Source organism: Plantactinospora sp. WMMB334 (genome assembly GCF_049179095.1).
Taxonomy (GTDB): Bacteria; Actinomycetota; Actinomycetes; order Mycobacteriales; family Micromonosporaceae; genus Plantactinospora.
The window spans coordinates 1,708,266-1,732,654 of record NZ_JBMHME010000002.1 but is presented as its reverse complement, the minus strand read 5'-3'; the positions used below and the strand labels follow the sequence as shown (position 1 = coordinate 1,732,654).

At 72.5% G+C, this 24,389-nt stretch carries 18 protein-coding genes; 6 read left to right on the top strand and 12 right to left on the bottom strand.

Features of this window, described 5'->3' with window-relative positions; genetic code table 11:
- Positions 1–21: 21 nt before the first annotated feature.
- Entirely contained in the window at positions 22–3,309 is a 3,288-nt protein-coding gene (locus tag ACN27G_RS07475; protein WP_421492048.1) for a family 78 glycoside hydrolase catalytic domain, read from the bottom strand.
- Positions 3,310–3,512: 203 nt separating this feature from the next.
- Here ACN27G_RS07475 and ACN27G_RS07470 point away from each other — a divergent pair, with 203 nt between their 5' ends.
- Positions 3,513–4,511 (top strand): SEC-C metal-binding domain-containing protein, encoded by a 999-nt coding sequence (locus ACN27G_RS07470; RefSeq protein ID WP_421492047.1) that lies wholly within the window; start codon positions 3,513–3,515, stop codon positions 4,509–4,511.
- A 111-nt stretch (positions 4,512–4,622) separates the two neighbouring features.
- On the opposite strand, the gene ACN27G_RS07465 is transcribed toward ACN27G_RS07470, so the two are convergent.
- Positions 4,623–5,858, bottom strand: a complete 1,236-nt coding sequence (locus ACN27G_RS07465; RefSeq protein ID WP_421492046.1) for a beta-ketoacyl-[acyl-carrier-protein] synthase family protein — start codon at positions 5,856–5,858, stop codon at positions 4,623–4,625.
- A 70-nt stretch (positions 5,859–5,928) separates the two neighbouring features.
- Between ACN27G_RS07465 and ACN27G_RS07460 the strand changes: the two genes are divergently transcribed.
- The gene (locus ACN27G_RS07460) at positions 5,929–6,519 is read left to right on the top strand and encodes a TetR/AcrR family transcriptional regulator C-terminal domain-containing protein (RefSeq protein ID WP_421492045.1); all 591 of its coding nucleotides are present in this window, start codon (positions 5,929–5,931) and stop codon (positions 6,517–6,519) included.
- Between the two features lie 51 nt (positions 6,520–6,570).
- Here ACN27G_RS07460 and ACN27G_RS07455 read toward each other — a convergent pair whose 3' ends face one another.
- A complete protein-coding gene (locus tag ACN27G_RS07455; RefSeq protein WP_421492044.1) occupies positions 6,571–7,956 on the bottom strand; it encodes an FAD-dependent oxidoreductase in 1,386 nt (461 codons plus the stop codon).
- A 238-nt stretch (positions 7,957–8,194) separates the two neighbouring features.
- The gene (locus tag ACN27G_RS07450) at positions 8,195–9,667 is read right to left on the bottom strand and encodes a family 43 glycosylhydrolase (protein ID WP_421492043.1); all 1,473 of its coding nucleotides are present in this window, start codon (positions 9,665–9,667) and stop codon (positions 8,195–8,197) included.
- A 479-nt stretch (positions 9,668–10,146) separates the two neighbouring features.
- On the opposite strand from ACN27G_RS07450, the gene ACN27G_RS07445 reads away from it, so the two are divergent.
- Positions 10,147–11,670 carry a family 43 glycosylhydrolase gene (locus ACN27G_RS07445; protein WP_421492042.1) on the top strand — a complete coding sequence of 508 codons (1,524 nt, stop codon included), beginning with the start codon at positions 10,147–10,149 and terminating at the stop codon, positions 11,668–11,670.
- 113 nt (positions 11,671–11,783) lie between these two features.
- Positions 11,784–13,325: a family 43 glycosylhydrolase gene (locus ACN27G_RS07440; protein ID WP_421492041.1), complete on the top strand. Its 1,542-nt coding sequence runs from the start codon at positions 11,784–11,786 to the stop codon at positions 13,323–13,325.
- A 59-nt stretch (positions 13,326–13,384) separates the two neighbouring features.
- Here ACN27G_RS07440 and ACN27G_RS07435 read toward each other — a convergent pair whose 3' ends face one another.
- Positions 13,385–14,647, bottom strand: coding sequence for an endo-1,4-beta-xylanase (locus tag ACN27G_RS07435; RefSeq protein WP_421492040.1), 1,263 nt, complete (start codon positions 14,645–14,647; stop codon positions 13,385–13,387).
- A 261-nt stretch (positions 14,648–14,908) separates the two neighbouring features.
- Here ACN27G_RS07435 and ACN27G_RS07430 point away from each other — a divergent pair, with 261 nt between their 5' ends.
- On the top strand, positions 14,909–15,196 hold the full coding sequence (locus ACN27G_RS07430) for a hypothetical protein (RefSeq protein ID WP_421492039.1): 288 nt from the start codon (positions 14,909–14,911) through the stop codon (positions 15,194–15,196).
- Positions 15,197–15,199: 3 nt separating this feature from the next.
- Complete coding sequence (locus ACN27G_RS07425; protein ID WP_421492038.1) at positions 15,200–16,084, top strand: ABC transporter substrate-binding protein; 885 nt, start codon at positions 15,200–15,202, stop codon at positions 16,082–16,084.
- Between the two features lie 434 nt (positions 16,085–16,518).
- Here the strand turns inward: ACN27G_RS07425 and ACN27G_RS07420 are convergent, their stop codons facing one another.
- The 7 genes from ACN27G_RS07420 to ACN27G_RS07390 all read right to left on the bottom strand — a co-directional run bounded on the left by ACN27G_RS07420 (position 16,519) and on the right by ACN27G_RS07390 (position 24,378).
- Positions 16,519–17,874: an IS110 family transposase gene (locus ACN27G_RS07420; RefSeq protein ID WP_421492037.1), complete on the bottom strand. Its 1,356-nt coding sequence runs from the start codon at positions 17,872–17,874 to the stop codon at positions 16,519–16,521.
- A 226-nt stretch (positions 17,875–18,100) separates the two neighbouring features.
- A complete protein-coding gene (locus tag ACN27G_RS07415; protein ID WP_421492036.1) occupies positions 18,101–19,288 on the bottom strand; it encodes a carbohydrate-binding protein in 1,188 nt (395 codons plus the stop codon).
- A 125-nt stretch (positions 19,289–19,413) separates the two neighbouring features.
- A complete protein-coding gene (locus ACN27G_RS07410) occupies positions 19,414–20,310 on the bottom strand; it encodes a carbohydrate ABC transporter permease (RefSeq protein WP_421492035.1) in 897 nt (298 codons plus the stop codon).
- Positions 20,307–21,233 (bottom strand): carbohydrate ABC transporter permease, encoded by a 927-nt coding sequence (locus ACN27G_RS07405; protein WP_421492034.1) that lies wholly within the window; start codon positions 21,231–21,233, stop codon positions 20,307–20,309. The genes ACN27G_RS07410 and ACN27G_RS07405 overlap by 4 nt, the downstream gene beginning before the upstream one ends.
- Before the next feature lie 6 nt (positions 21,234–21,239).
- Positions 21,240–22,679 (bottom strand): N-acetylglucosamine/diacetylchitobiose ABC transporter substrate-binding protein, encoded by a 1,440-nt coding sequence (ngcE, locus tag ACN27G_RS07400; RefSeq protein WP_421492033.1) that lies wholly within the window; start codon positions 22,677–22,679, stop codon positions 21,240–21,242.
- A gap of 17 nt (positions 22,680–22,696) precedes the next feature.
- Positions 22,697–23,455: a sugar isomerase domain-containing protein gene (locus ACN27G_RS07395; protein ID WP_421492032.1), complete on the bottom strand. Its 759-nt coding sequence runs from the start codon at positions 23,453–23,455 to the stop codon at positions 22,697–22,699.
- Positions 23,452–24,378 carry a MurR/RpiR family transcriptional regulator gene (locus ACN27G_RS07390; protein WP_421492031.1) on the bottom strand — a complete coding sequence of 309 codons (927 nt, stop codon included), beginning with the start codon at positions 24,376–24,378 and terminating at the stop codon, positions 23,452–23,454. The genes ACN27G_RS07395 and ACN27G_RS07390 overlap by 4 nt, the downstream gene beginning before the upstream one ends.
- Positions 24,379–24,389 lie beyond the last annotated feature (11 nt).

Genomic DNA, 24,389 nt, shown 5'->3' with positions numbered 1-24,389 from the left:
CGGTCCGGCCGGGTGAGTTGGTCAGCGCCGGTCCGGCCAGGTGAGTACGGTCGTGCCGGGCTCGACCCGGGTGAGCACGAGCCGGCCGGCGGCCACCTCCCGCTCCGGTGCCCGCCCGTCGGAGCGCACCCGCAGCCGCCGGGCGTCGGTGACGCCGAACCCGGCGAGGTCGAGCTCGATCCGCCCGGCCACGTTCGGCGGCAGCGTGACGGCCAGATGTGGTCTACCGGGGCGCCGGTCGAGCCGCACCCGGACCGGTCCGCGTACCGTCGGAACGGTCGCGCGCAGCCAGCGCAGCGGGCCGGGCTGTGGGGCGACGAGCAGCTCGCGGGCGCCGGGGGCGAGCGGTCGTACCCCGGCGACGAACCGGGGCACGATGTTGGCCGGCGCCGAGCCCCAGGCGTGCGAGAAGGTGGTGTTCGGCTTGATCGACGGGTCCCACGCCTCCATCACGATCGTCGCGCCGAGGTCGTCGATCATGTGCAGCCAGGAGGACCGCTCCCGGCTGGTCAGCAGCGCGTGGGCGGCATCGGCCAGGCCGGCCCGGTAGAGCGCCTCCAGCAGGAACTGCGCGCCGTAGACGCTGACCCGCATGCCACCGGCGGCCAGCCACTCCCCCAGCGCCCGGACGTGCCGCTCCTCCGCGACGCCGAGCGCGAGCGGGAACGCGGTGGCGTGCTGCGCCCGGTGGTCGGTGCCGATCCCGTCCCGGTAGGCGCCGACGTCCGGGTCGAGCAGCTGGGCGTTGAGCGCGGCCCGCAGCCGGGCGGCCAGCTCGGCGTAGCGCTGCCGGTCGGCGGGACGGTCGAGGACCCCGGCGATCCGGCCCAGCGTCTCGAAGGCGGCGTACTGCCAGGCGTTGACCACGGTGTTGACCCTGGTGAAGACGTACCCGTCGCGGTTGCTCGCCGGCCAGTCGACCAGGTCGGCGTTGGGCTGGCTGGAACTCCCCGGGTCCTTCTCCACCAGGCCGGCCGGGTTCAGCGCCTCGTCGAGCTGCCGGTCGACGAAGAGGTCGTAGTCGGCGGCCAGCTGCGACGGGTCACCGGTGGCCAGGTAGTCCTGCCAGGCGGTGAGCACGGTCTGCAACCGGTATTCGGCCGGCCAGGTGGGACGCCGGGCCAGGTAGGAGGTGGAGTACCGGGCCAGCGCGTACGACCGCTGGGTGGCGTACTCGGAGAGCTGGTTGACGATCGCGTCGCCCTCGTACGGGCCGCGTTCCCGGGTCGGGGTGTCCTGGTAGAGGTCCTGCCGGGTCGCCTCGATCGAGTACCGGCACATCGCCCAGACCCGGTCCAGATCGGGGTCGGAGCTTTCGAACGCCGCGTCCCCGTTCCGCCAGGGCAGGGTCAGCACGGCCGCCTCGACCGCCCGGGACAGCTCCAGCGCCGGGTCGGCGACCAGCTCGACCCAGCGGAACGCCCGGTAGCCCCAGTGTTCGAGCCGCTGCCAGCCGTCCCGCAGGGTCCAGACCTCCCGATAGGTCTGTCCGGCCCGCAGCTCGTACCGGGCACCGGCCTCGGTGCGTTCCTCGCCGAGCCGGACCTCGACGGTCTGCCCGGCGGTGCCGGCGACGGAGAGCCGGAGCCCGCCGACCACCTCCCGGCCCAGGTCGAAGAGCCAGCGCCCCGGTTCGAGCCGGTGCACCTCGACCGGGCGCCGGTATCGGTATCCGAGGTTGCCGACCCGGGCCGGCTCCAGCGGTCGGGCCAGCGGGGCGGCGACCGCCGGCTGCCAGCCGGAGTCGTCGAAGCCGGCCCGGGTCCAGCCGACCGGCTCCCGCCGGGCGTCGAGATGTTCCTGCGGCGCATGGTAGTAGCCGCCGCCGGTGAAGCCCGCCGGTGGTCGCCACGGCCCGGCCCGGCGGGCGCGCCAGCCCTCGCCGGTGCCGAAGACCTGCCGGGTGCCGTCGGCGTAGACCACGACGAGCTGGGCGAGAAAGCCGCGCTCCCGGGCGGAGTAGCAGAGCGCGGCGAGCGCGTTGCGGCGGCCGGGCCGCAGCAGCCGGGTCACGTCGTGGGTGGCGTAGCGGGCCTCCCCCGCCATCGCCCGGACCGGGCCGACACCGGCGAACTCGTCGTTGACCCGGAGCTGGTAGACGTACTGCCGGGCCGGCTCGGGCGACTGACCGGTCGCGTGGACGTAGCCGGCGGCGACCGGCTTTGCCGGCAGCACCACCTCGGTACGCAGCAGCGCCCAGTCGTTGCTCTCGCCGAGCGTCGCCAGCACCGACCGGCCCCGGTCGAGGAGCAGGTCGCCGTCGCTGACGGTGCCGCCGCCGGGTGCGAACACCCCCGGTCCGGTCGAAAAGTCCTCGTCGACCAGCACCACGCCGGCCGGGTCGGTGAAGGTGGCGGAGTGGAACCGCTGCGCCTCGGTGCTGCCGTTACGGAATCCGATGCTGCCGGCGGTGTACGTACCGTCCACGGTGGTGTCGACGAGCACGTCCCCGAGGTAGGTCCGGATGGTGGGGCCGGCGAGGTCGACCCGCAGCCGCAGCGGGGTCCCCACCGGTACGGGCTCGGGCAGCGGCCTGTCCGCCAGCACGGTGTAGCCGCCGTTGCGCTGCACGTGCGTACGGAGCACGCCGGGCGTGCCGGCCCGGAGCTGCCAGAGGTAGTTGTTGGCGGTGTCCTGGGCCCGGAACCAGAGGCTGGCGGCGACCGAGGTGATGGTGACCGAGACCTCGAAGATGCCGTCGCCGAGTCGGAGCGTGCCGTCGGGGGCCCAGATCGGCTCGGCGGCCCAGGTGTCCCCGGCGGCGGTGACCACCCGCTGCGGCGCGGACCACGCCGAGACCCGTCCCGGGTCCGCCCAGGTACGCACCCGCCAGTGGTAGACCGATCCGGGACGCAGCGCGGGGCCGGCGTACGGCACGGCGGTGGAGTCGGCGGTGACGACCCGGCCGCTGTCCCAGACCACCCCGCCCCGGCGGGACAGTTCCGGCGCCGCGTGCGCGACCTGCACCTGGTAGGCGTACTGCCGGGGCGCGCGGCCGAGCGCCGGCACGATCCAGCTCAGCCGGGGACGGTCGTCGTCGATCCCGAGTGGATCGTCCAACAGGGAGGTCAGCAGCCCCGTCGGGGCGGACGGGCCGGTGGGACCGGTGGCTCCGGCGGCGGTGGTGACGGCGGCACCGGGTGCGGCTCCGGACGCGACGGTGGCGCCGAGCGTTGTTCCGGAGACGGTGGTGCCGACGGCGAGGGCCCCGCCGGTGCCGAGCAGCCCTCGGCGCGACACCCCCGAGGTCGGTGCAGCGCCGCGCTCGGCGCTCTGGTCAGGGCTCTGGTCGGCGCTGGGCTGGTACACCCTGCCCTCCTGCCTGAATCGTTTCAGGCAGGTTAACGCCGCCGGCCGCTCCAGCGGAAGACGCCGGACTGGCCGGATCCGGCCAGGCTCCCCGGCAGCCGTGCCGTTGCGGCGCTCCGGCGCGGCCGGTCGCAGGAGCCACGTGAGGCGGGTTACTTCCGGAGCGGGCCGGTCGGGCCGGTTCGCCGCAGTACCGTGAAGCCGTGCCGACGAAAGACGTTCTCACCAGCGCAGATCTGACCGAGCTGCGGCAGTCCGCACTCGGCACGGCCGACCCGCTGGGCATCGCCGCCGAGCTGGCCGAAGCCGTCGAGCAGGGGCGGCTCGCCGACCCGGCGGACACCGGCCGGGCGCTGACCCTGGCCGCCGAGATCGCCGAGACCAGGGCGAGGCTCGACGCCGCGCTGCGGTACGCGGACCGCGCCGTGCGGGCGTACGCGGAGAGCACCGAGCCGGACGCCGGTTTCGCCCGGGCCCTGCACGCGCGGATCCTGTTCCGCACCGGCCGGTCCGACGAGGCGCTCGCCGAACTCACCGCGCTGCGCCCGCTGCTCGACTCGCAGCCGGACGCCGCCGCCTACCTCAGCGCCGCGCTGGAGGCCGGTGGCCGGACCGACCTCGCCGAGCAGTGGCTCACCGAGGCGGTGGAGACCGCACTCCGCGGCCGCACCGCCGAGCCGACCGCGCGGGAGGCGGCCGGACTGCTCTTCTTCCTGCTGCAACAGCGACACCGGGTACGCCGCGAGCTCGCCCTGCCGCACGACCAGAACGACAACCTGGCCGACCGGCTGGAGAACGAACTGTTCCGCACCGCCACCACGACGACCGAGCCGGAGCCGGTGGAGCGGCTCTTCCTGCCCCGCGGGGAGTTCGGGGCGCTGCTGGCGCGCTGGCCCGGCTCGGTCGAGGCGTACGGGCGGGACTGGGACGAGCATCGGGCCCGGATCCAGCGGGAACTGGTCCGGTTGGCGGACTCGGGCCGGGTCGGGATCGGCCCGCTGCGCGGCGGGCTCGAGGGGCTGGCCGGGCACGCCGAACGGACCGGTGCGGATCCCGCCGGGACGTCGGCCAGGGCCGGCTACGCGGCCGAGCTGGCCGGACGAGGGGCGCAGCTCCCCTGGCCGCCGGAGCGGAACGAGGCATGCTGGTGCGGGTCGGGCCTCAAGTACAAGAAGTGCTGCCTGCCGCGTGCCCGAGGGTGACGGCGGCCCGTTCGGTGCTGCACGACCGACCGGTGTGGGACGGGCCCGCCGAGCACCGGGAAGCGGCCGGGGCCAGCACAGCACCTCCGGCCGGGCCGGCGGGCGGGCGGGTCAGTTGGCGGTGAAGAGCAGCGAGACGTTCTGCCCGCCGAAGCCGAACGAGTTGCAGAGCGCCGCTTCCATCCGCTGCTCACGTGGCGCGCCGCTGACGACGTCCAACTCCACCTCCGGGGCCTTGTGGTCGAGGTTCAGGGTGGGCGGGATGACGCCGTTGGTGACCGAGAGCAGCGTGAGGATGCCCTCCACCGCGCCGGCCGCGCCGACCAGGTGACCGAGGCTGGACTTCGGCGCGGTCAGCACGACCTCGGCACCGAGCGCCTGCCGGATCGCGCTCGCCTCGCCGACGTCGCCGACCACGGTGGACGTGGCGTGGCAGTTGACGTGCCCGATGTCGGCCGGTTCCAGCCCGGCGTCGGCCACGGCGTTCCGGATCGCCCGGATCTGTCCGGCGCCGCTCGGGTCCGGACCGGTGATGTGGTGGGCGTCGGCGGTGATGCCGTAGCCGGCCAGCCGCCCGATCAGCCGCGCGCCCCGCGCCGCCGCGAAATCCGCCCGCTCCAGGATCATCACCCCGGCCCCCTCGCCGAGCACGAAGCCGTCCCGGTCGACGTCGAAGGGGCGGGAGGCCCGTTCCGGCTCGTCGTTGCGCTTCGACAGCGTGCGCGCCTGGGCGAAGCCGGCGATGGTCAGCGGCGCGATGGCCGCCTCCGCGCCACCGGCGATCACGACGTCGGCCTCGCCGGAGCGGATCAGCCGGACGGCCAGTGCCAGGGCCTCGGCGCCCGAGGCGCAGGCGGAGACCGTGGTGTAGACGCCGGCCCGGGCCTCGTACTCCAGGCTGACCCAGGCCGCCGGGCCGTTCGGCATCAGCATCGGCACGGTGAGCGGGGAGATCCGGGCGGGTCCTTTCTGCTCCAGCAGGTCGTCCTGGGCCAGCAGCGTCGAGACGCCGCCGATTCCGGTGCCGATCACCACGGCGAGGCGCGACGGATCGACCTCCGGCCCGCCCGCGTCGGACCACGCCTGCTGCGCGGCGACCAGCGCGGCCTGCTGGCAGCGGTCCATCCGGCGGGCCTGCACCCGGGGCAGCGCCGAGTCCGGCGGGACGGCCATCGGGGCGGCGATCTTCGTCGGCAGATCCTCGGTGTGTGGGAAGGAGGCCATCATGTCGTCGACGCGGCGTACGCCGGAGCGGCCGGCGAGCATCCCCTGCCAGAGAGCGTCGACATCCCCGCCGAGCGGGGTGGTGGCGCCGAGTCCGGTGACGACGACGTCCCGGCCGCTCATGCTGATCTCCTCGTCGTGTCCGCGGTGCGTCCCCTTGTCCTCCGCAAGTTGTATCGCATACAACTATGAGATGTCCACCGAGCCGCCCAGGGCCCGTGGCCGGCGTACCCGCGCGCAGATCCTCGAACATGCCGCCGCCCTCTTCGCCGAGCGCGGCTTCGACGCCGTCAGCGTGGCCGAGATCGCCGCCGCCGCCTCGGCCCACCCGCACCAGATCACCTACTATTTCGGCTCCAAGGACGGCCTGTTCGTGCACGCCGCCTTCATGCTGCTGCTCCGGGACGCCGAGCGGTTGGAGCCGGTCGGCCAGCGCCGGCACACCCCGGCGGCGTTCCGTACGGCGCTGGCCCGCAGCGCGCTGACGCTGCCGGCGGTGCCCATCGCGGTGCAGGCGATGTCGATCACCCGGCGTCGCCGCGAGCTGCGGCCGGTGGCCGAGCAGAGCCTCGCGGTGCTCTTCCGCAAGGCACAGAGCTACCTCGCCGCGATCCTCGACCGACACGGCTGGGTGATCGACCGCCCTGCCGACGTGGAGGCCCGCACGTTCTGGAGCACCGTCCTCGGTGCCCGGTTGATCTCGGAGTCCGGTTTCGACGGTCGCGCCGACGACATCGACCTGGCCGGCGTGCTCACCGTCCGCGCACCGACCGATCCGAATTGACCGGTGGGCTGGGCCGCGATCCGAATTGACCGGTGGGGCCGGCAGCGGGGGCTACCGGCGTGACGACAGCGGAGTTACCGGCGGGGCCGACAGTGGCGGGCGCGTCGGGCCACGGAGCACCCGCAGCGCCACCCTCGGGTGCGCCAGGGCCGCCGGCGGCCGGACGAGGTGCTGCACGTCGGTCAGCACCCGCAACACGTACGGGTCCCGGTCGGCCACGTCGGAGGCCCGGTCGAAGTACCAGTGCGAGAGCCGGCCACGGCGCCCCGGCCGGACCGTACCGGCGGCGGTGAAGCGCAGGTCCGTGCCGGTGGCGATGGTCCAGGCGGTGGCACTGCACCCGGCCACGGCGACCTGGGCGGCCCGCCCGAACCGCCCCCGGTGGGTCCGGAGATGGTCGCGGAGCACCACCGCGGTCTGCGCGGCGACACTCATGCCCTGGCCGTAGACGGGGTTGAAGGCGCAGGCCGCGTCCCCGACCACCAGGAAACCCTCCGGCCAGCGCGGCATCGTCTCGTAGTGCCGCCGGTGGTTGGCGGTCCGCCGGAAGCCGTGGATCGGCCCGTCCGGCTCGGCGTCCCGGATCGCCTCGTAGATCAACGGACTGCGCAGGCTCCGGGTGAACTCCAGGAAGCCCGCCTCGTCGGTGGGCGGCGTCTCGGCGCCGAAGCCGCCGAGGGTGACCATCCAGCGGCCATTCTCGATCGGATAGAGCACACCGGCGCGGGTGATCCGCGGCGGCTTCGGCATCACCATGATGTTCTTCCAGCCGTCGGCGACGCCCGGAGCCAACCGGTACCGCCGGCTCGCATAGCCGAGCCCGGCGTCGATCCGGGTCTCCTCCGGGCGCCCGTAGCCGAGCGCCGCCAGCCAGTCCGGCGTACGGGAGCCCCGTCCACTGGCGTCGACGACCAGGTCGGCGACGCACCGGAGGGTCCCGGACCCGCCGTTGCGGACCCGGAACTCCACCCCGACGATCGACGCACCGTCGTCGCCGGGGAGCAGCCCGACCACCTCCCGAGCGGCGAGGAACCTGATCCGGGGATCCGACGACAGTCGCTGCCGAATGGTCCAGTCCAGCAGTTCCCGGCTCGCGCCGACCAGGGTGTGGGTGGCCGGGAAGCGCTCCCGCCACCCATTCGGACTCAGCGACAGCAGGTCGGTCGGCGCGGCGACCGGGACGGCACCCCGGTCGTACAACTCGGCCATCAGGCCGGGGAAGAGCCGGTCCAGGGCCCGCTGCCCGGAGGTGATCAACACATGCAGGTGCCGCGCCTGGGGGATGCCGGTACGCAGTCGCGGTCCGTCCGGAAAGCGGTCCCGGTCGAGTACGGTCACCTGCTCGACATGGTCGGCGAGGGTACGCGCGATGCAGAGACCGGCGAAGCTCCCACCGATGACCACGGCGGAACGGGGCTTTGACAGCGGCGATGACATACCTCCATCCTTACCGAGATCGGCCCTCACCAGCGCAAACCCTCAACGACGACGTGCCGGAGAGTCGGCATCACGACTCTCCGGCACGGTGCGCAACCTCGTCGGCGGACCTCGACGGCGGACCCGCGCCGCCGCTACGGCGCACTCGGGTCACCGCTACGGCGGACCCGCGCCGCCGCTACGGCGCATCTGCGACCGCTCGCGAGGTGGACGGAGCCTCGCCGGGGGCGCACGGACGTCATTCCAGGTGGAAGGTGGCGGATGCCTGTTCGGCGCTGCTGCTCACCGGCTCGACGTAGACCAGCCCGGACCGGTGCCGGAGGTACCTGCCGGCGAAGTTCCCCGCCTCCAGCGAGATCCCGGAGCTGCTGGCCAGGCCGGCCCGGCGGGTGAAGCTCGCGTCCGCGCGGAACTGCGCCGAGCCGTCGTCACGCTCCACGAAGACCTCGTAGTTGCGGTGCCGGAGGTAGTAGCCGGGGAAGTTCGTCGACTCGAGCGACACCGAGCCGGAGCCGGCGAGACCGGAGACGATCCGGAACTGCGAGTCGGCCAGCGGCGACACGTTCGCCTCGACCCGCGCCCGGTAGTCGTAGTGCCGCAGGTAGGAACTGCCGAGATCCTGCGGGCGGAGCCGGACCGGAGTGGCGCCGTCCGGCACCGGAATGCCGAAGTTGGGGGTGCCGTCGGCGTTCCAGTACACCTTCTGGATCCGGGTACGCCGGTTGGGGTCGTTCAGCGGGTCGCCGTTGATGTCCCGGTAGCTTCGGTCGTGGTAGACGAGGATGTCGCTCTGGCCGTCCTCGGAGACGGTGAAGGAGTTGTGCCCGGGGCCGTACTGGCTGGTCGCCGCGTTGCTGGCGAAAACCGGGGTGGAACTCTTGGTCCAGGCGGAGGCGGAGAGCAGGTTCGCGCCCGCCGACGCGGTCAGCAGGCCCACGCAGTAGTTGGCGTCGGTGGCGCTGGCCGAGTACGTCAGGAAGATCCGGCCGTTGCGCTGGATCACCGCCGGCCCCTCGGCCACCCGGTAACCCCGGGTCTCCCAGTCGTACGTCGGCACCGTCAGCCGGGTCACGGTGCCGGTGATCTGCCACGGGTTGGCACCCATCCGGGCGAGGTAGAGATTGGAGTTGGTGTTGGTCCCCGGCTCGGACTGCGCCCAGACCAGATAGCGGACGCCGTTGGCGACGAAGGTGGAGGCGTCCAGCGAGAAGGTGTCCCAGGGGGTGCTGATCCGGCCGCGTTCGGTCCACGAGCCGGTCAGCGGGTTGGCGCCGGCGTTCTCCAGCACGTACATCCGGATCCGCCAGACGTCGTCGGAGCGGCCGGCGGCGAAGTAGACGTACCAGCGGCCGTTGATGAAGTGGATCTCAGGCGCCCAGATGTGCGCCGCCATCTCCCCGCTGGTGTGCCGGCGCCAGATCGTCGTCTCGGCGGCGCTGGCCAGCCCCTGCAGGGTGGTGGCGCGGCGGAGCACGATCCGGTCGTACTGCGGGACGGTCGCGGTGAAGTAGTAGTAGCCGTCGGTGTGCTTGAAGATGTGCGGGTCGGCGCGCTGGTTGGCCAGCGGGTTGGTGTAGTTCACCGCCGGGGCGGCGGCGGCCGGCGTACCGACCGGCACCCCGGCGAGCAGCGCCAGCACCATCGCCAGCACGACGAGCAACGGCGTCGCCGTCCGTCGTCGCGGAGATCCGCTGCGGCACTTCGGCGTCATGACCAGCAACCTTTCGTCGATTCCGGCGGGCGTCCGGCCTGTTACCCCGGCATTACGGGAGAGTGTTACCGCTAACATGCTGGGCAGTCAAGGTTATCCATGGATCGTGAAGAAAACGCATTCCGGCTTGACATCGAAGAGTGTGACCGCAAACATCGTCGATAGTCCGGGCCCAGCAGTGCCAGCAGCTTCCGCGGTCCTGGCCGCCGTGCCAGCGCCCCCGGCACAGGCAGCGGTGCCAGCGCATCACATGGTGCCGCAGCGCGTGTCACCGCAGCGCGTGGTGCCGTACCGCGCGGCACCGCGGCGTGGTGCCGTACCGCGGCGCTGCGGCGCGCGTGGGCTGGAGACTGCGTGGCGCCACATCGCGTGTAGGCACCGACACACACCTCGACACACCTGTCAACCCGCGGCGTGCCACCGTCCCGGCCGCCGCGGGCCGGCACCGTCCACCGGACGGACCGACGGAAGGAAGACTCATGGAGGCTCGCGCTTCCCTCCGGCCCGCCCCGCCGGGCCGGGCCCGACTCATCCGCACCACCACCGCGCTGGCGGTCGCCGCCGCGCTCGCCGTCGCCGCGATCGCCGTACCGACCCGGTCGGCGTCGGCCGCGACCGTCGACCCGAACGCCTGGTACGTCCTGCTCTCCCGGCACAGCGGCAAGGCCCTCGACGTCTACGAGCGGTCCACCGCCGACGGTGGCCGGATCGTCCAGTGGAGCCGCAACGACGGCAACTGGCAGCAGTGGCGGTTCGTCGATGCGGGCGGAGGCTACTACCGGGTGCAGTCCCGGCACAGCGGCAAGGTCCTCGACATCCGCGACTCCTCCACCGCCGACGGCGCGGAGGTGATCCAATGGACCGACCAGGGCGGCACCGACCAGCAGTTCCGGCTCGCCGACTCGGACGGTGAGCACGTCCGGCTGATCAACCGGAACAGCGGCAAGGCCCTCGACGTCTGGGAGTGGTCCACCGCCGACGGCGGCCGGATCAGCCAGTACGCCGACCAGGGCGGCGCCAACCAGCAGTGGCGACTGGTCCGGGTCGGCTCGACCGGCGGGCCGGGAGGCCCGACCCCGACCCCGACCACCGGGCCGGGCACCCCCGGCACGCCGCCGGCCGCCTATCCGGTACCGATGCGGGTGACCGGTGATGTCGGGGTGCACGACCCGACCGTGGTCCGCCGGCCCGGCGGCGACTACCTGGTGGCGCACACCGGCAACAACATCTCGTTGAAGACCTCCACCGACCGGGTCGCCTTCCGCAACGCCGGATCGGTCTTCCCGAACGGCGCACCCTGGACCACCGGCTACACCGGAGGCAGCCGCAACCTCTGGGCGCCGGACATCTCCTACCGGAACGGCCAGTACTACCTCTACTACTCGGCTTCCACCTTCGGCTCGAACCGGTCGGCGATCTTCCTGGCCACCAGCCCGACCGGCAACTCGGGAAGCTGGACCGACCGGGGCCTGGTGATCGAGTCGCAGACCTCCGACAACTTCAACGCCATCGACCCGAGCCTGATCGTGGACGACCAGGGTCGCTGGTGGCTGGCCTTCGGATCGTTCTGGTCCGGACTCAAACTGGTCGCCCTCGACCCGGCCACCGGCAAGCGCTCGGACAACACGATCCGGGCCGTCGCCGGTCGGAACGGTGGCGCGATCGAGGCGCCGACGCTGGTCAAGCGGGGCTCCTACTACTACCTGTACGTCTCCTTCGACCGCTGCTGCCAGGGTGCGTCCAGCACCTACCGGGTGATGGTGGGTCGCTCCACCAGCGTGACCGGCCCGTTCGTCGACCGGAACGGCACCGCGCTCACCTCGGGCGGCGGCACCCAGGTGCTCGCCTCGCACGGCGACATCCACGGGCCGGGCCACCAGACGGTGCTCTCCGACACCGACGGGGACTTCCTCGTCTACCACTACTACGCCAACAACGGCGCCTCGCTGCTCGGCATCAACCGGCTCGGCTACGACCAGGCCGGCTGGCCCTTCGTCTACTGACCGTTCCCACGCCGACCACCGGCCACGGCTGCCACCGCAACCGCGAACACGACACATCGAACCCGCATCGAACCCGCGCACCGACCACCGCATCGACCACAGGGAGCATCACCATGACAGCGCTGGATCCCCGCCGGCTCGTCCCGGCCCGGCGGCGAGGCTGGCGAGCCGGACTCGCCGCCGGGCTGGCCGCCGTGGTCGCCGCTGCCGGCGTCCTCGTCGCCGGCCCGCCGGCCTCGGCCGCCACCGCCGACCCGAACGTCTACTACGTGCTGGTCAACCGGCACAGCGGCAAGGCACTCGACGTCTACGACCTGGCCACCGGCGACGGTGCGCCGATCAACCAGTGGGCCCGCAACGACGGCAACTGGCAGCAGTGGCGGTTCCTGGACGCCGGCGGCGGCTACTACCGGGTGCAGTCCCGGCACAGCGGCAAGGTGCTGGAGCTGCCGAACTCCAACGACGGCGTGCAGCTGGTGCAGAACGCCGACAACGGCTCCACCCGGCAGCACTTCCGGCTCGCCGACTCGGCCGGCGGCTACGTACGCCTGGTGAACCGGGCCAGCGGCAAGGCGCTGGACGTCTGGGAGTGGTCCACCGCGGACGGCGCGATGGTCTCGCAGTATCAGGACCTGGACGGCGCCAACCAGCAGTGGCAGATGGTCAACGTCGGCTCGGTCGGCGGCGGCAACCCGAACCCGACGCCCGGCACCTTCACCAACCCGATCAAGCGGAACGGGCCGGATCCGTGGCTCCAGCACCACAACGGCTACTACTACCTCGCCACCACCACCTGGAGCTCGACCATCACGATGCGGCGGTCGCGTACCCTCGCCGGCCTGGCCAGCGCCGCCGACCAGGTGGTCTTCAACCTCTCCGGCCGGCCGAACGGCTGCTGCAACATGTGGGCACCGGAGTTCCACCTGATCAACGGGCCGAACGGCAACCGGTGGTACCTGTACTACGTCGCCGGCCAGAACGTCAGCGACTTCAACCCGACGCAGCGGCTGCACGTACTGGAGAGCGCCGGCACCGACCCGATGGGGCCGTACACCTTCAAGGCCGACCTGGGCGGCGACTGGCAGCTCGACGCCAGCGTGCTACGGGTGAACAACAACCTCTACCTGCTCGGCACCTACAACGCGGGCGGCAGCTACGGGCAGAGCCTCTTCATCACCCCGCTCAGCAACCCCTGGACGATCAGCGGCTCGCGGGTCAGGCTCTCGTCGCCGACGCTGAGCTGGGAGCGGCAGACCCACCCGGTCAACGAGGGACCTGAACCGCTCTACCGCAACGGCCGCACGATGATCGTCTACTCCGCCAGCGCCTGCTGGGGCCCGGACTACAAGCTCGGCCTGCTGACCCTGACCGGCAGCAACCCGCTGAGCGCGTCGTCCTGGACGAAGAGCAGCAGTCCGGTGTTCCAGCGCAGTGACGCCAACAGCGTCTTCGCGCCGGGCCACAACGGCTTCTTCACATCACCGGACGGGACCGAGGACTGGATCGTCTACCACGCGAACGACTCGGCGGGCGGTGGCTGCGACATGAACCGCTCGACCCGGGCCCAGAAGTTCACCTGGAACAGTGACGGCACCCCCAACTTCGGCGCCCCGGTGCGGCTCGGCACCCAACTCCCCGCCCCCTCCGGCGAATAACACCCAGGTGCAAGGAAGGGCCCCCGCTACAACAGAAAACGATATGCGGGGGCCCTTCCTTACACCTCGACGGTGAGTGCCGTCGTGCCTGGCTCGTCGAGGCGGAAGGTCGCGGTGCGGCCGGCGGCCGAGACCTCGTACTCGCCGAGGAAGCCGGTGAACCGGACCCGGCCGTCTTCGTCGGTGCCGCGGGGGGTCGGTGGCAGCCACCACTCGTCCCGGACCAGCGCCCGGAGTGCGTCGTAGGACGGCTTCGGCGTGCCGTCTGCCCGGACGAAGCCGCCCGGCGCTCCCAGCCAGCCACCGTCCACCATCCCCCAGTAGGTCGTCGCCCGCACCGACGGGTGTGACAGCAGGGTCTTGTAGTGCCGGACGATCTCGTCGGCCTGCCGCTCCTCCCCCGCCGGGGTACTGGGCCACTCGGCGGGCTGGTAGTCGTTGAGGTCGACGATCTCCGCCGGCATGAGGGGGCCGGAGAGCAGCGTCGTCTCGGTGAAGTGGATCGGCAGGCCGTAGCGGGCGAACCGGTCGACGATGCCGAGCGTCTTCTCCTCGCCCCAGTAGCCCTGGTGCATGTGGCTCTGCAGGCCGAGCGCGTCGATCCGGATCCCGGCCTCCAGCACCCCCTCGATCAGGCACTCGTAGCCGGCGGACATGTCGAAGTCGTTGAGCAGCAGGGTGGCGGACGGGTTCGCCTCGCGGGCCGCGTCGAAGACCATCCGGACCAGCGGGATGCGGCCCAGCTCCCGGCAGATCCGGGTCAGGCCGTTGTCGTACCTGTCGAAGATCGGCATGATCACGACCTCGTTGATCACGTCCCAGGTGTCGATCAGGCCGGCGAAGTCGGTCACCTCCCGGCGGATCCGTTCCAGCTGCACCTGCGTGATCTCGGGGTTGGTCAGCTCGGTCAGCCACTCGGCGGTCACCGTGTGCCAGGCCAGCGGGTGTCCCTTCACCAGGCAGCCCCGGTCGGTGAACCAGCGCGCCGTCTCGCGCAGCCGCCGGGTGTCCGGCCGGCCCCGCTCGGGCTCGAAGCGTCCCCAGTAGAACGGCAGGGTGGCGAAGTTGAACAGGTCGAGCCACTGCTCGGCCAGCCGCTCGGCCGGACCCGTTCCGGCCTCCATCGGGCCCGCCCCGGCCTGGACCAGCTCGCCGTTCGCCAGCGGGATGAACTCGAAGCCCGTGCAGCCGAACAGGAACGCGTGTGCGCGCTGGGCGACCACCACCTCCTGGCTGGCGAGCGGGGCTCCCCCGCTGGTCACGGTCAGGGTCGCGGCGGCTGTCCGGTGCTGCCGGATCAGGGCGTCGGTGTCGGACGGCATCGCGCATCCTCCATCGGTCGGTAGACGACACGGCCGGCCTACCGTACGCCGGGTGAAGCCACCGTCGACCGGTGCGCGGCCGGATGGGCAATGATCGGACGCGAACCGTCTGGCAAGTGCAGATGCACGTGCATCTGCACTTGCATCGATCTTTCGACGCCGGCAGAATTTCACCATGTCGATTGAGGGAACCGGATGACCGCGACGCGGACACCGCAGCGTACGGGGACGGACGGATCGGCTGGACCGACGGCACGGGCCGTGGCCGTCCTGCTCGGCGTCGAGTTGCTGCTGACCGCGCTCGCCATCGGCGCGGCCGCACTGGAACAGCCTGCCCTGGCCGTCATGGCCGGCACCGCCGCCGTCACCCTGGCCGGCGAGATCGTGCGCCGGTTCCTGACTCCGCCTGCCGCCCTGACTCCGCCGGCCACGGAGAGACAGGCCGGCCCGGTCCGGGCCGAGACCGACCAGGTAGCGTCAACCGACGTGGGCGACGCACCGGACCTGGGCCGTGGTGCCGGTGGACCGGCGCGGGGCAGGAGCGGCTGAGCCATGCGCCTGGTGTCGCTGCTCCCCTCCGCGACGGAGATCGTCTACGCCCTCGGCCTCGGTGACGATCTCGTCGGTGTGACGTTCGAGTGCGACGAGCCGCCGTCGGCCCGGACCGACAAGACCGTCGTGGTCGGCGGTCGGGACACCCGGGGCATGACCCCGGCCGCGATCGACGACTACGTCAAGGCGCAGCTGGCGGCGGGTGCCGACCTCTACACCCTGCACGCCGACGCGCTGGCCGGACTGGCGCCGGAGCTGATCCTGACCCAGGATCTCTGCCGGGTCTGCGCGCTGCCGTCCGGGCACGTCGCGGACGCCCTCGACCATCTCGGCTGCCGCGCCGACGTGCTGTCGCTGGACCCGTACTCGCTGGAGGAGGTCTTCGGGACGATCCTGGCGGTGGGTGAGCGGACCGGCGTGCCGGATCGGGCCGAGGCACTGCTGGCCGGGCTCCGGGACCGGCTCGCGGCGGTGGCCTCGGCCGTGCGGGGCCGGCCGCGGCCCCGGGTCGCCGTGGTGGAGTGGGTCGAGCCGCCCTTCACTGCCGGGCACTGGGTGCCGGACCTGGTCCGGGCGGCCGGTGGCGAGCCGGTCGCCGCCCGGCCCGGTGCCCGCTCGGTGCAGACCACCTGGCAGGAGTTCGCCGACGCGGCGCCGCAGGTCCTGCTCGTCACGCCCTGCGGCTTCCACCTGGCGGGCGCGGCCGAGCAGGCGGAACTGGTGGCCGACCACCTGCCCGGCGTCGCGGTGTGGGCGGTCGACGCGGACGGCCTGGTCGTCCGCCCCGGCCCCCGACTGGTCGACGGGGTCGAGGCGATCGCCGCGGTCCTGCATCCGGACGCCGTGCCCGAGCCGCCCGAGGGCGCCGTCCTCCGGATCGTCTGACCAACGTAAGAGCCCGTTGTCAAGGCGGGTGATTGATGTTGGTTGATCAGGGTTTGTTTCTCTGGTGGTGTGGGTGGTGTCGTGCTGCTGGGCCGGTCGGTGGTTGCTGATCGGCCCGGTGGGCATGGGTGTGGGCCGGGCCGGTCTGTGTGCGCCGGTCTGGCTGGCTGGGTTGGGTGGTGTTTTCCCTGGTGCCGGTGTGGTCGGGGGCTCCGCCGCGGGTTCCGCGTCTCTACGTAGATCGTCAAACGGGCTGGTCCGCTGTTGGTGGCGGGGTCCCGACAGCGTGCAATCGAGCTTGTGCGGAGCGCGGCGGGGCGGCCCTTGGTCAGACACGAGCTTGGTGGCTCTACGGCAAGTCGGGCTCGCCCCGCCGGTGGGGGAAGGTCTATGCGGTTGTCGGTGGTCGCGTCACGAGACGCTGGTGTGGTTGGTCAGGCAGCCATCGTGGGGGTCTGCTGGCCGGCGGCTCGGAGCTGGCCCGAGGCGATGTCAGGGTTGAACGGCTGGCGGCGGGTGACGATGGCGTGCAGCCAGCGCAGCAGGGTCGCGGCGCACGCGGCGCGGGCCTGCGCGGCGACCAGGCGGTCGGTGTCGCGGCGGGTCAGGTGGGTGAACTTGGCGTGCAGGACCGGATTGTGGGGCAGGGCACCCCAGACCGCGCGCCAGGCGGCCAGGCGCAGCCCGGGCCGGCCGCGCCGGCTGAGCTGGGTCTGGCCGCGGAAGGTGGCCGAGGTGTTCTCGGCCGGGTTGAGCCCGGCATGTTTGACCACGCTCCGCGCCGAGGCGAACCGGGACAGGTCCCCGGTCTCGGCCAGGATCACCGCCGCGCCGACCGCGGACAGCCCGGGGATCGAGGTCACCAGAGCGGTCAGGCCCATCGCGTCGAGCATCCCGGTCATCCGGGCCTCGACATCGGCCAGCCGTGTGTTCGTGTGCTGCCAGTCGGCCAGGACCAGGCCGATCCGCTCCAACGCGCCGGGCCGCTGGACGGCTACCCCGGCCGGATCGGTCAACGCGGTGAACATGCCCCGGGCGATCCGGTGCGACAGCCTGACCGCGCCGAACCGGGACAGCCGGGCCCGGGCCGCGGTGGTGAACCCGTCCGGCCCGGCTGCGGCCAGTGCGGCCAGGTCGGCGCCGGCGTCGACGACCACGTTCAGACAGGCCAGCCACGACGTGGATTCCAGAGGCTTCGCGGCAGCGGCCAGGGCCGCGGGCCAGCAACAGCCGAGCAGGTCGGCGATCTGCTGCTGGCAGCGGGTCGCCTCGGTCACCAGGCGGGCCCGGCGGGCACCCAGATGCCGCAACCGGGCCCAGTCCGCGTCGGCACGTTCGGGCAGGTAGCCGTCGAGGCGGGCGATCAGCTTGCCGATCAGTACCGCGTCTTTGTGGTCGGTTTTGTCGCGGGTGTAGTCGTCGGCCTCGCGGGCCCGGTGCACCTTCAGCGACTGCACGCACACGAACCCCATCCCCGCGTCGTCGGCCAGCTGCATCACCGACCGCCACCGGTGCCCGGTCGGCTCACATCCGAGCACCACCGACGCGAACCCGTGCCGGGCGGCCTGCCCCGCCGCCCAGGACAACAGGCCGCCCAACGCGAACGCCTTCACCGTGACCGTGCGCCGGCCGAGCACCCGCCCATCGTGATCCATCAACGCGGCGACCTGCTTGTCCTCACCCAGATCGATCGCCAGGATCGCCCGATCCGCACGGACCACCAGCCGCAACGCCTCGATCCGGTCATTCCTGCGGCGATCACCCCGGGTCAACCCGCTACGCTGAACCACGAACGTCCTCCTCGATGGGTACTGGGACACCAAGCCCGCACATCCCACCAGGGAGGACGTTCCTTGATCTCAGGCCCCTACATCCTTCGAGGTCTTTCTACGATCCCACGGCGACGGGCCCGGGTGATCGTCTGACGATCCCACGGCGACGGGCCCGGGTGGCGGCGAAACCGTCGGCTCTCCCCCGCCGGCACCTGCCGTGGGGGGAGAGCCGGTCGGCATTCGTTCAGCAGCGACCGAGGTCGCGCCACTGGGCGGTCAGCCCCGGCTCGGAGCCCTGGGTCCACCAGTTCGCCTGCCAGAGTCGCCCGTTGTGCCGCACCCGGGCGCCCTCCAGGTAGACCGTTCCCCAGTCCCAGGCGGGCGCACCCGCGCAGTTGGCCGGCGGCGGGGTGGTCGGCGGAGTCGTCGGCGGCCGGGTGGTGGGTGGTGGCGTCGTCGGCGGCCGGGTGGTCGGCGGGGTCGTCGGGCAGGCACCGCCGCTGCCCACCGTGTCGACGTGGCCGGTGCCGGCCGACCGGTACGCGGCGACCCGGTTCTTCGCCTCGGCGGTGCTGATCACCTCCCGGTCGGTGTAGTAGAGGTAGTCGACCTGCTGGATGTAGCTGGCCGGTCCGGTCCCGGTCCGCCCGGTCAGGTCGATGAACCAGAGGTTGAAGTTGATCGACATGGGAGTTTCCGGGTAGTACCGGTCGCCGTGGTCGGCCACCTGCTGGCCGTCCACGTAGTACTTCACCCGCCCGCCGGAGACGGTGAAGACCAGGTCGTGCCAGCCGGCGAAGCTGGACCGCTGGGCGGTGTGCGTGTTGTCGGCCTGCCAGGGCTCGTTCTGGTAGGTCTCCCAGGTGGTCTGGTAGAAGATCGGCCCCTGCTCTCCCCACCCGCCGTTCGGCAGGTACTCGAAGTCGATTTCGCCGTAGTTCGGGTCGAGCGGCCGGTCCAGCGGCGTGATGGTGAAGAACGTCTCCACCAGGTGGTCACCGTCCGGCCCGGACTGCGGGGCGTCGGTGAACCGGACCCGGCTGGCATAGGTGCCCTCGTAGAACTTCCGCTGGTGGAAGAACTCGGCGTGGCTGGTGCCACCGGCCGTCCCGTCGGTGCGGGCGGCGAGCTGGAGGACCTTCTGCCCGCCGTCGGTGGGGAAGCTGACGTTCGACGCCGGCCAGGCCGCCCCGGGCACGCCCGGACCGCCGGCGTTGGTGCGGACGGTCCAGCCCCGCGCGGAGATGGCGGGGTCGGACGCCGACGAGTAGCCGAAGTCGTCGAAGAGGACGCCGCAGGTGGCGGCGGCCGGGGCGGCGGCCGGCACGGCACCGGCGGTGGTCGCGGTGATGCCGGCGAGCGTGCCGGCGGCCAGCATGGCCGCGGCGCCGGCCGCGAGACTTCGCGCGCCGGGTCTGGGTCTGGTTGACACGAGGACTTCTCCTCCCGCTGGGGGTGACGAAGGGTGGCCGCGGTGCCGGCCGACGGTGCCCGGCACGCGGATGGTGACCAGATGGGAGAGGTGCGACAGTGGGAGAGGTGCGACGGTACGGGTGCCTAGCGGACCGCCCCGGCGGTGAGGCCGGTCCTGATCCGGCGTTGGAAGAGCACGTACGCGGCCAGCACCGGCAGCATCGCGATGGTGAGGCCGGCGAAGAGACCGCTCCAGTCACTGCGGTAGCCCTGGCTGACGGAGAGGGCGGCGAGGCCCTGGGCCAGCACGTACCGCTCCGGATCGGGGTTGAGCACCAGCGGCAGCAGGTACTGGTTCCACAACCCGAGAAAGTTGAAGATCGCGATGCTGACCAGCCCCGGTCGGGCCAGCGGCAGCATCACCCGGAAGAAGACGCCCCAGTGCGAGCAGCCGTCCAGGAACGCCGCCTCGGCCAGGGCCGACGGCAGCGACCGGAAGAACCCGTGCAGGAAGAAGACGGTGAACGGCAGGGCGTAGGCGGTGTAGACCAGGATCAGCCCCGGATAGGTGCCGAGCAGGCCGAGTTGGCGTACCACGAAGAAGAGCGGCACCAGGGCGAGGAAGACCGGGAAGAGCAGGCCCGCGACGAACAGGTGGTAGAGCAGCCGGTTTCCCGGGAACGCGTACCGGGCCAGGGCGTAGGCGACGAGCGCGCCGAGCAGCATGGTCAGCAGCAGCGCGGTGCCGACCACGATCGCGCTGTTCAGGAAGTAGCTGCCGATCGACGCCTCGTTCCAGGCCCGGGACCAGTTGTCGAAGCGGGGCGTCGCCGGCACCGTCCACGGGCTGGTCAGGATCTCCTGGTCGGTCTTGAGCGAGCTGAGCACCGCCCAGAGCAGCGGCACGGTGACCAGCCCGGCCCAGCCGACCAGGAACAGGTGCGCGGCGGTGTCACCGAGCCGCCCGGTGCGGCGGTGCGGGGCGCGGACCGGCGCGGCGGGCTGCCGGCGGCCCGCCGGACGGTCGACGACGGTCGTCATGCCAGCTCCACCCGTTCCCGGCGGCCGGCCCGCAGCGCCAGGACGGCGAGGGCCAGGGTGAGGAAGAAGAGCGCCACGCCCATCGCCGCGGCGTAGCCGAACCGGCCGTAGGTGAAGGCGTTGCGGTAGAGGCCGAGCCCGATGACCTCGGTGGCCCCGTCCGGGCCGCCGGGCCCGACCGTCATCACCTGGACCACCGCGAAGCCGTCCAGGGCCAGCACACCGAGGTAGACGAAGGCGACCTGCACGTTCTCCCGGAGCAGCGGCAGCACGACCCGGCGCAGTACGGCGAGCCGGCCGGCGCCGTCCAGCACCGCCGCCTCCAGGATGTCGCGCGGGATCGTCTCCATCGCGGCGGAGAAGAGCACCATGTAGAAGCCGACCGACGACCAGACCAGCACCCCGGCCACCGCCCAGAGCGCCAGGTGCGGGTCACCCAGCCAGGGCCGGGCCAGGAGGTCGAGGCCGACCGCCCGGAGCGCGCCGTTGAGCACGCCCTCGTTCGGGTGGTACACGAACTGCCAGAGCACCGCGATGATCGGCAGTGAGAGCAGTTGCGGGAAGAAGTAGGCGACCTTGTAGAACTCGCCGCCCCGGACCCCGCCGAGCACCGCGCTCCCCCGCCGGCCGCCGAAGTTGACGAGCGCCGCGAGCAGCAGCCCGAGCCCGATGGTGACCGCCGGCACGACGAGCAGCAGCAGGGCGTTGTTGCGCAGCGCCGCCAGGAAGAGCGGGTCGTGCACGAGCCGCCGGAAGTTCTCCAGCCCGATGATCTCCACCTGCCCGGAGACCCCGGTCCAGTCGGTCAGGGCCAGATAGAACGCCTGCGCGTACGGGGAGAGCACGAAGACCGCGTAGAGCAGCAGTCCGGGCAGGATCGCCCCGGCGAGGAAGCGGTACTTGCCGTGCCGCAGGGCCGCCATCGCGGGCTACCGGGTGTACTTGGGAACGGTGGAGTCGGCGGCGACCGCGTCGGCGGCCTTCTGGATCCGGTCGGCCCACTGCTCCGGGGTGATCCGCCGGGTGGCGAGTTCGCCGGTGGCGTCGTCGACCGCCTTGCCGAGCGGGGCGTACCAGGTGCGGAAGCGGTAGGTGACGGTGTTGGCTCCGGCTGCCTGCACGGCGGAGCGGACCGAGCCGAGCCCGGTGCTGACGGTCAGCCCGTCGGTGGCACCGGCGACGCTGGGCAACGTGCTGTTCAGCTCGGCGAACCGCCGGGCGCTGCCCCGGGAGAAGAGCACCCGGAGGAACTCCAGCCCGCCGCGCGGGTTCTTCGCCCTGGCCGGCACGAGGAACGACTCGCTGCTGGCTGCCTGGATCGTCCCGTACGGGAGCTTGTCGGCCGCACCCAGCGACGGCACCGCCCCCATCACCATGTCGAAGCCGGCCGGGGTCACCCCCTGCTGCTCCGCCTCCAGCCAGGAGCCGCACGGGATGATCGCCGCCTTGCCCTGCGACCACGCGGCCTGCGCCTCGGTGTGCGACAGCGCCTCCGAGCCGGGCAGCAGGTAGCCCCGGCCGGCCAGTTCGGCGATCGCGCCCGCCGCGTCCCGCAGCGGCTGCTGCCTCCAGGCGCCCGGCTCGAGATTGTCCACCGCCGTCACCAGCTCCGGCCCGCCGGCCTTGGCCGCCATCGCCAGCAGCGGATCGTTCAGGTACTCCGGATACTTGCCCTGGTAGGTCCAGGGCGCGATGCCGGCCTTCTTGATCTCGGCGCAGAGCGCCAGCATCGCCTCCCAGCTCGTCGGGTACGCCCAGCCGTGCCGCGCGAAGAGCGGCCGGGAATACCAGAGCCCCCAGACCGTGTAGGTGAGGTTGAGCGTGTGGACCTTCCCGTCCAGGGTGCCGTCGGCGACGACGCCGGGCAGCAGGGTGTCCCGGACCGGGGTGTCGGGATCGTCCAGCGACGGCGCGTCGAGCAGCTCGGTGAGGTCGGTGAGCTTGCCGGCCGCGACCAGGGTGGCCAGGTCGAGCCGGCCGGCGCCGGTGTTGTCGACCACGTCCGGCGGGGTGTCGGCGACGAACCGGGGCTGGAGCGCCTCGCCGACCCTCTGGATCGCCTTGTGGTCGATGGTGGCGCCCGGAAACCGTCCCTTGTAGATCGACTCGGCGTGCCCGGCGTACTCGTCGCCGTAGCCGCCGTCGAAGATGACCACCTCCAGCGGGGTCGAGGCCGGCACCCCGAGCGGGTTCTCGGCGCTGGTCTCGCCCCTGGCCACGGTCGGCTGGCCGTCGTCGCCGCCGCTGGTGACGCAGCCTGCCAGGGCCGGGGCGGCGGCTCCGGCGGCGGCGGCCCGCAGCAGGGTGCGTCGGCTCGGGCCGGTGGACGTCGGTGCCGGCCGGGGTCGGGCCGGGCGGAAAGTGTGCATGGCGCCTCGCCTTCTTCTCAGGCGGTGCGCCGGATGCGTCCGGCGTACCGCGCCTCTAGCTCGCTGTTCTGCTCCCGGCCGCCGGGGACGTTCGCCGAGAGGTAGACCGGTGGCCGGGTGCCGGCGTCGAGCAGCCGGGCGACGACCTCGGCGACCACCTGTTGGGCGAGCAACGCACCGGTGATCGAGGAGATGGCCCCGACGGCACCGCCGCCGGGCAGGGGCAGCGCGGCGTCGCCGTAGGGTGCGCCGTTGTCGAGGACGACGTCGGCGAGGTCGGCGAGGCGCTGCCCCGACGGATGTCCCGGGTGGACCCGGGCGGTGTGTGCGAGCGAGGTGATGCCGATCAGGTGGTGGCCGTGTTCCTTCACCAGCAGGGCGAACTCGACGATCACCCCGTTGACGCCGGAGTTGGAGGTGAGCACGAAGACGTCGTCGGGCTTGACCGGCGCCAGTTCGTAGAGCCGGTGCGCGACGGTCGGATCGCGTTCCAGCAGCGGGTCTTCGAGGACGGCGCGGTCGGCGCCGCCGTAGAGCACGAGGTCGCGCAGCGCGATCCGGTTGCTGGGCACCAGCCCGCCGGCCCGGCCGGCGATCTCCATCGACAGCGCCTCGGAGTGCCCGCAGCCGAACGCCTGCACCACCCCGCCCCGGTCGAGCGCGGCGGTGATCAGGTCGGCCGCCCGGCGTACGCCGTCGGCCTGGGTGCGGGCGACCCGGTCGATCGCGGCGCCGACGGCGGCGAGGTAGGCGGGTGCGCCGATCTCCGTGGTCATGTCCCCTCCGTGGTCTTGAGCTGCCGGCGTGCGGGAGGCCGTGGTGACTCGTCCGGCATCCGGTGCGCGTCCACGGCCCGGGCGGTGACCTCGAACGCCTCGGTGGTGCGCTGGTATGTCCGCTGGGCCACCGCGACGTAGATCAGGTCGAGGACCAGCAACTGGGAGTGCAGCGCGGAGAGTGCGGCCAGCCGGAAGGTTGTCTCCTGGACGGCGGTGGTCAGCACCACGTCGGCGACCTCGGCCAGCGGCGAGCGCCGGAACGAGGTGACCGCGACCGTCATCGCGCCGTGGTCGGCCGCCTCGGCCAGCACCTCGATCACCTCCCGGGTACGCCCGCTGTGCGACAGCCCGATCGCCACGTCACCCGGGCCGAGCAGCGCGGCGTTGGTGAGCGCGGTGTGCGGGTCGGCCCGGTGCCAGACCGGGATCCGGATCCGTTCCAGCCGGAAGGCCATCTCCCGGGCGGCGTTGCCGGAGCTGCCGAGCCCGAAGAGGTCGACCCGCCGGGCCTGCGCGACGGCCTCGGCGACCCGGTCGACGGCGGCGAGGTCCACCTGGCCGGCGGTGTCCTGGATCGCCCGGGCGTCGGCGCTGGCCACCACGCCGAGCAGGTGGTCGAGCGGGTCGTCCGGCCCGATCTCCCGGTCGATGTCGGTGTCCCAGCGCGCCTGCGCGGCCCGGCCGATCTCGGTGGCCACCGCCACCCGGAGCTGGGCGTAGCCGCGGTAGCCGAAGACCCGGCAGAACCGGGTCACCGTCGCGGTGGAGGTGCCGGCCCGCTCGGCCAGGTCGATGATCGTGGCGCGGGCGGTCTCCTCCGGCGCGATCAGGATCTGCTCGGCGACCCGCTGCAGGGCGACCGGCAGGGTCGCCAGCTCGGTACGCAACCGGCCCAGCAGCCCGCTCTCCTCCATCAACATTCCTTTCACGA

What these genes read in the sequence shown, in the direction of transcription:
- ACN27G_RS07465 (WP_421492046.1), bottom strand. Translation starts at nt 5,858, where the DNA reads ATGAGCGGCCGGGACGTCGTCGTCACCGGACTCGGCGCCACCACCCCG.
- ACN27G_RS07440 (WP_421492041.1), top strand. Translation starts at nt 11,784, where the DNA reads ATGACAGCGCTGGATCCCCGCCGGCTCGTCCCGGCCCGGCGGCGAGGC.
- ACN27G_RS07425 (WP_421492038.1), top strand. Translation starts at nt 15,200, where the DNA reads ATGCGCCTGGTGTCGCTGCTCCCCTCCGCGACGGAGATCGTCTACGCC.
- ACN27G_RS07460 (WP_421492045.1), top strand. Translation starts at nt 5,929, where the DNA reads ATGTCCACCGAGCCGCCCAGGGCCCGTGGCCGGCGTACCCGCGCGCAG.
- ngcE (WP_421492033.1), bottom strand. Translation starts at nt 22,679, where the DNA reads ATGCACACTTTCCGCCCGGCCCGACCCCGGCCGGCACCGACGTCCACC.
- ACN27G_RS07395 (WP_421492032.1), bottom strand. Translation starts at nt 23,455, where the DNA reads ATGACCACGGAGATCGGCGCACCCGCCTACCTCGCCGCCGTCGGCGCC.
- ACN27G_RS07405 (WP_421492034.1), bottom strand. Translation starts at nt 21,233, where the DNA reads ATGGCGGCCCTGCGGCACGGCAAGTACCGCTTCCTCGCCGGGGCGATC.
- ACN27G_RS07455 (WP_421492044.1), bottom strand. Translation starts at nt 7,956, where the DNA reads ATGTCATCGCCGCTGTCAAAGCCCCGTTCCGCCGTGGTCATCGGTGGG.
- ACN27G_RS07450 (WP_421492043.1), bottom strand. Translation starts at nt 9,667, where the DNA reads ATGACGCCGAAGTGCCGCAGCGGATCTCCGCGACGACGGACGGCGACG.
- ACN27G_RS07410 (WP_421492035.1), bottom strand. Translation starts at nt 20,310, where the DNA reads ATGACGACCGTCGTCGACCGTCCGGCGGGCCGCCGGCAGCCCGCCGCG.
- ACN27G_RS07445 (WP_421492042.1), top strand. Translation starts at nt 10,147, where the DNA reads ATGGAGGCTCGCGCTTCCCTCCGGCCCGCCCCGCCGGGCCGGGCCCGA.
- ACN27G_RS07390 (WP_421492031.1), bottom strand. Translation starts at nt 24,378, where the DNA reads ATGTTGATGGAGGAGAGCGGGCTGCTGGGCCGGTTGCGTACCGAGCTG.
- ACN27G_RS07435 (WP_421492040.1), bottom strand. Translation starts at nt 14,647, where the DNA reads ATGCCGTCCGACACCGACGCCCTGATCCGGCAGCACCGGACAGCCGCC.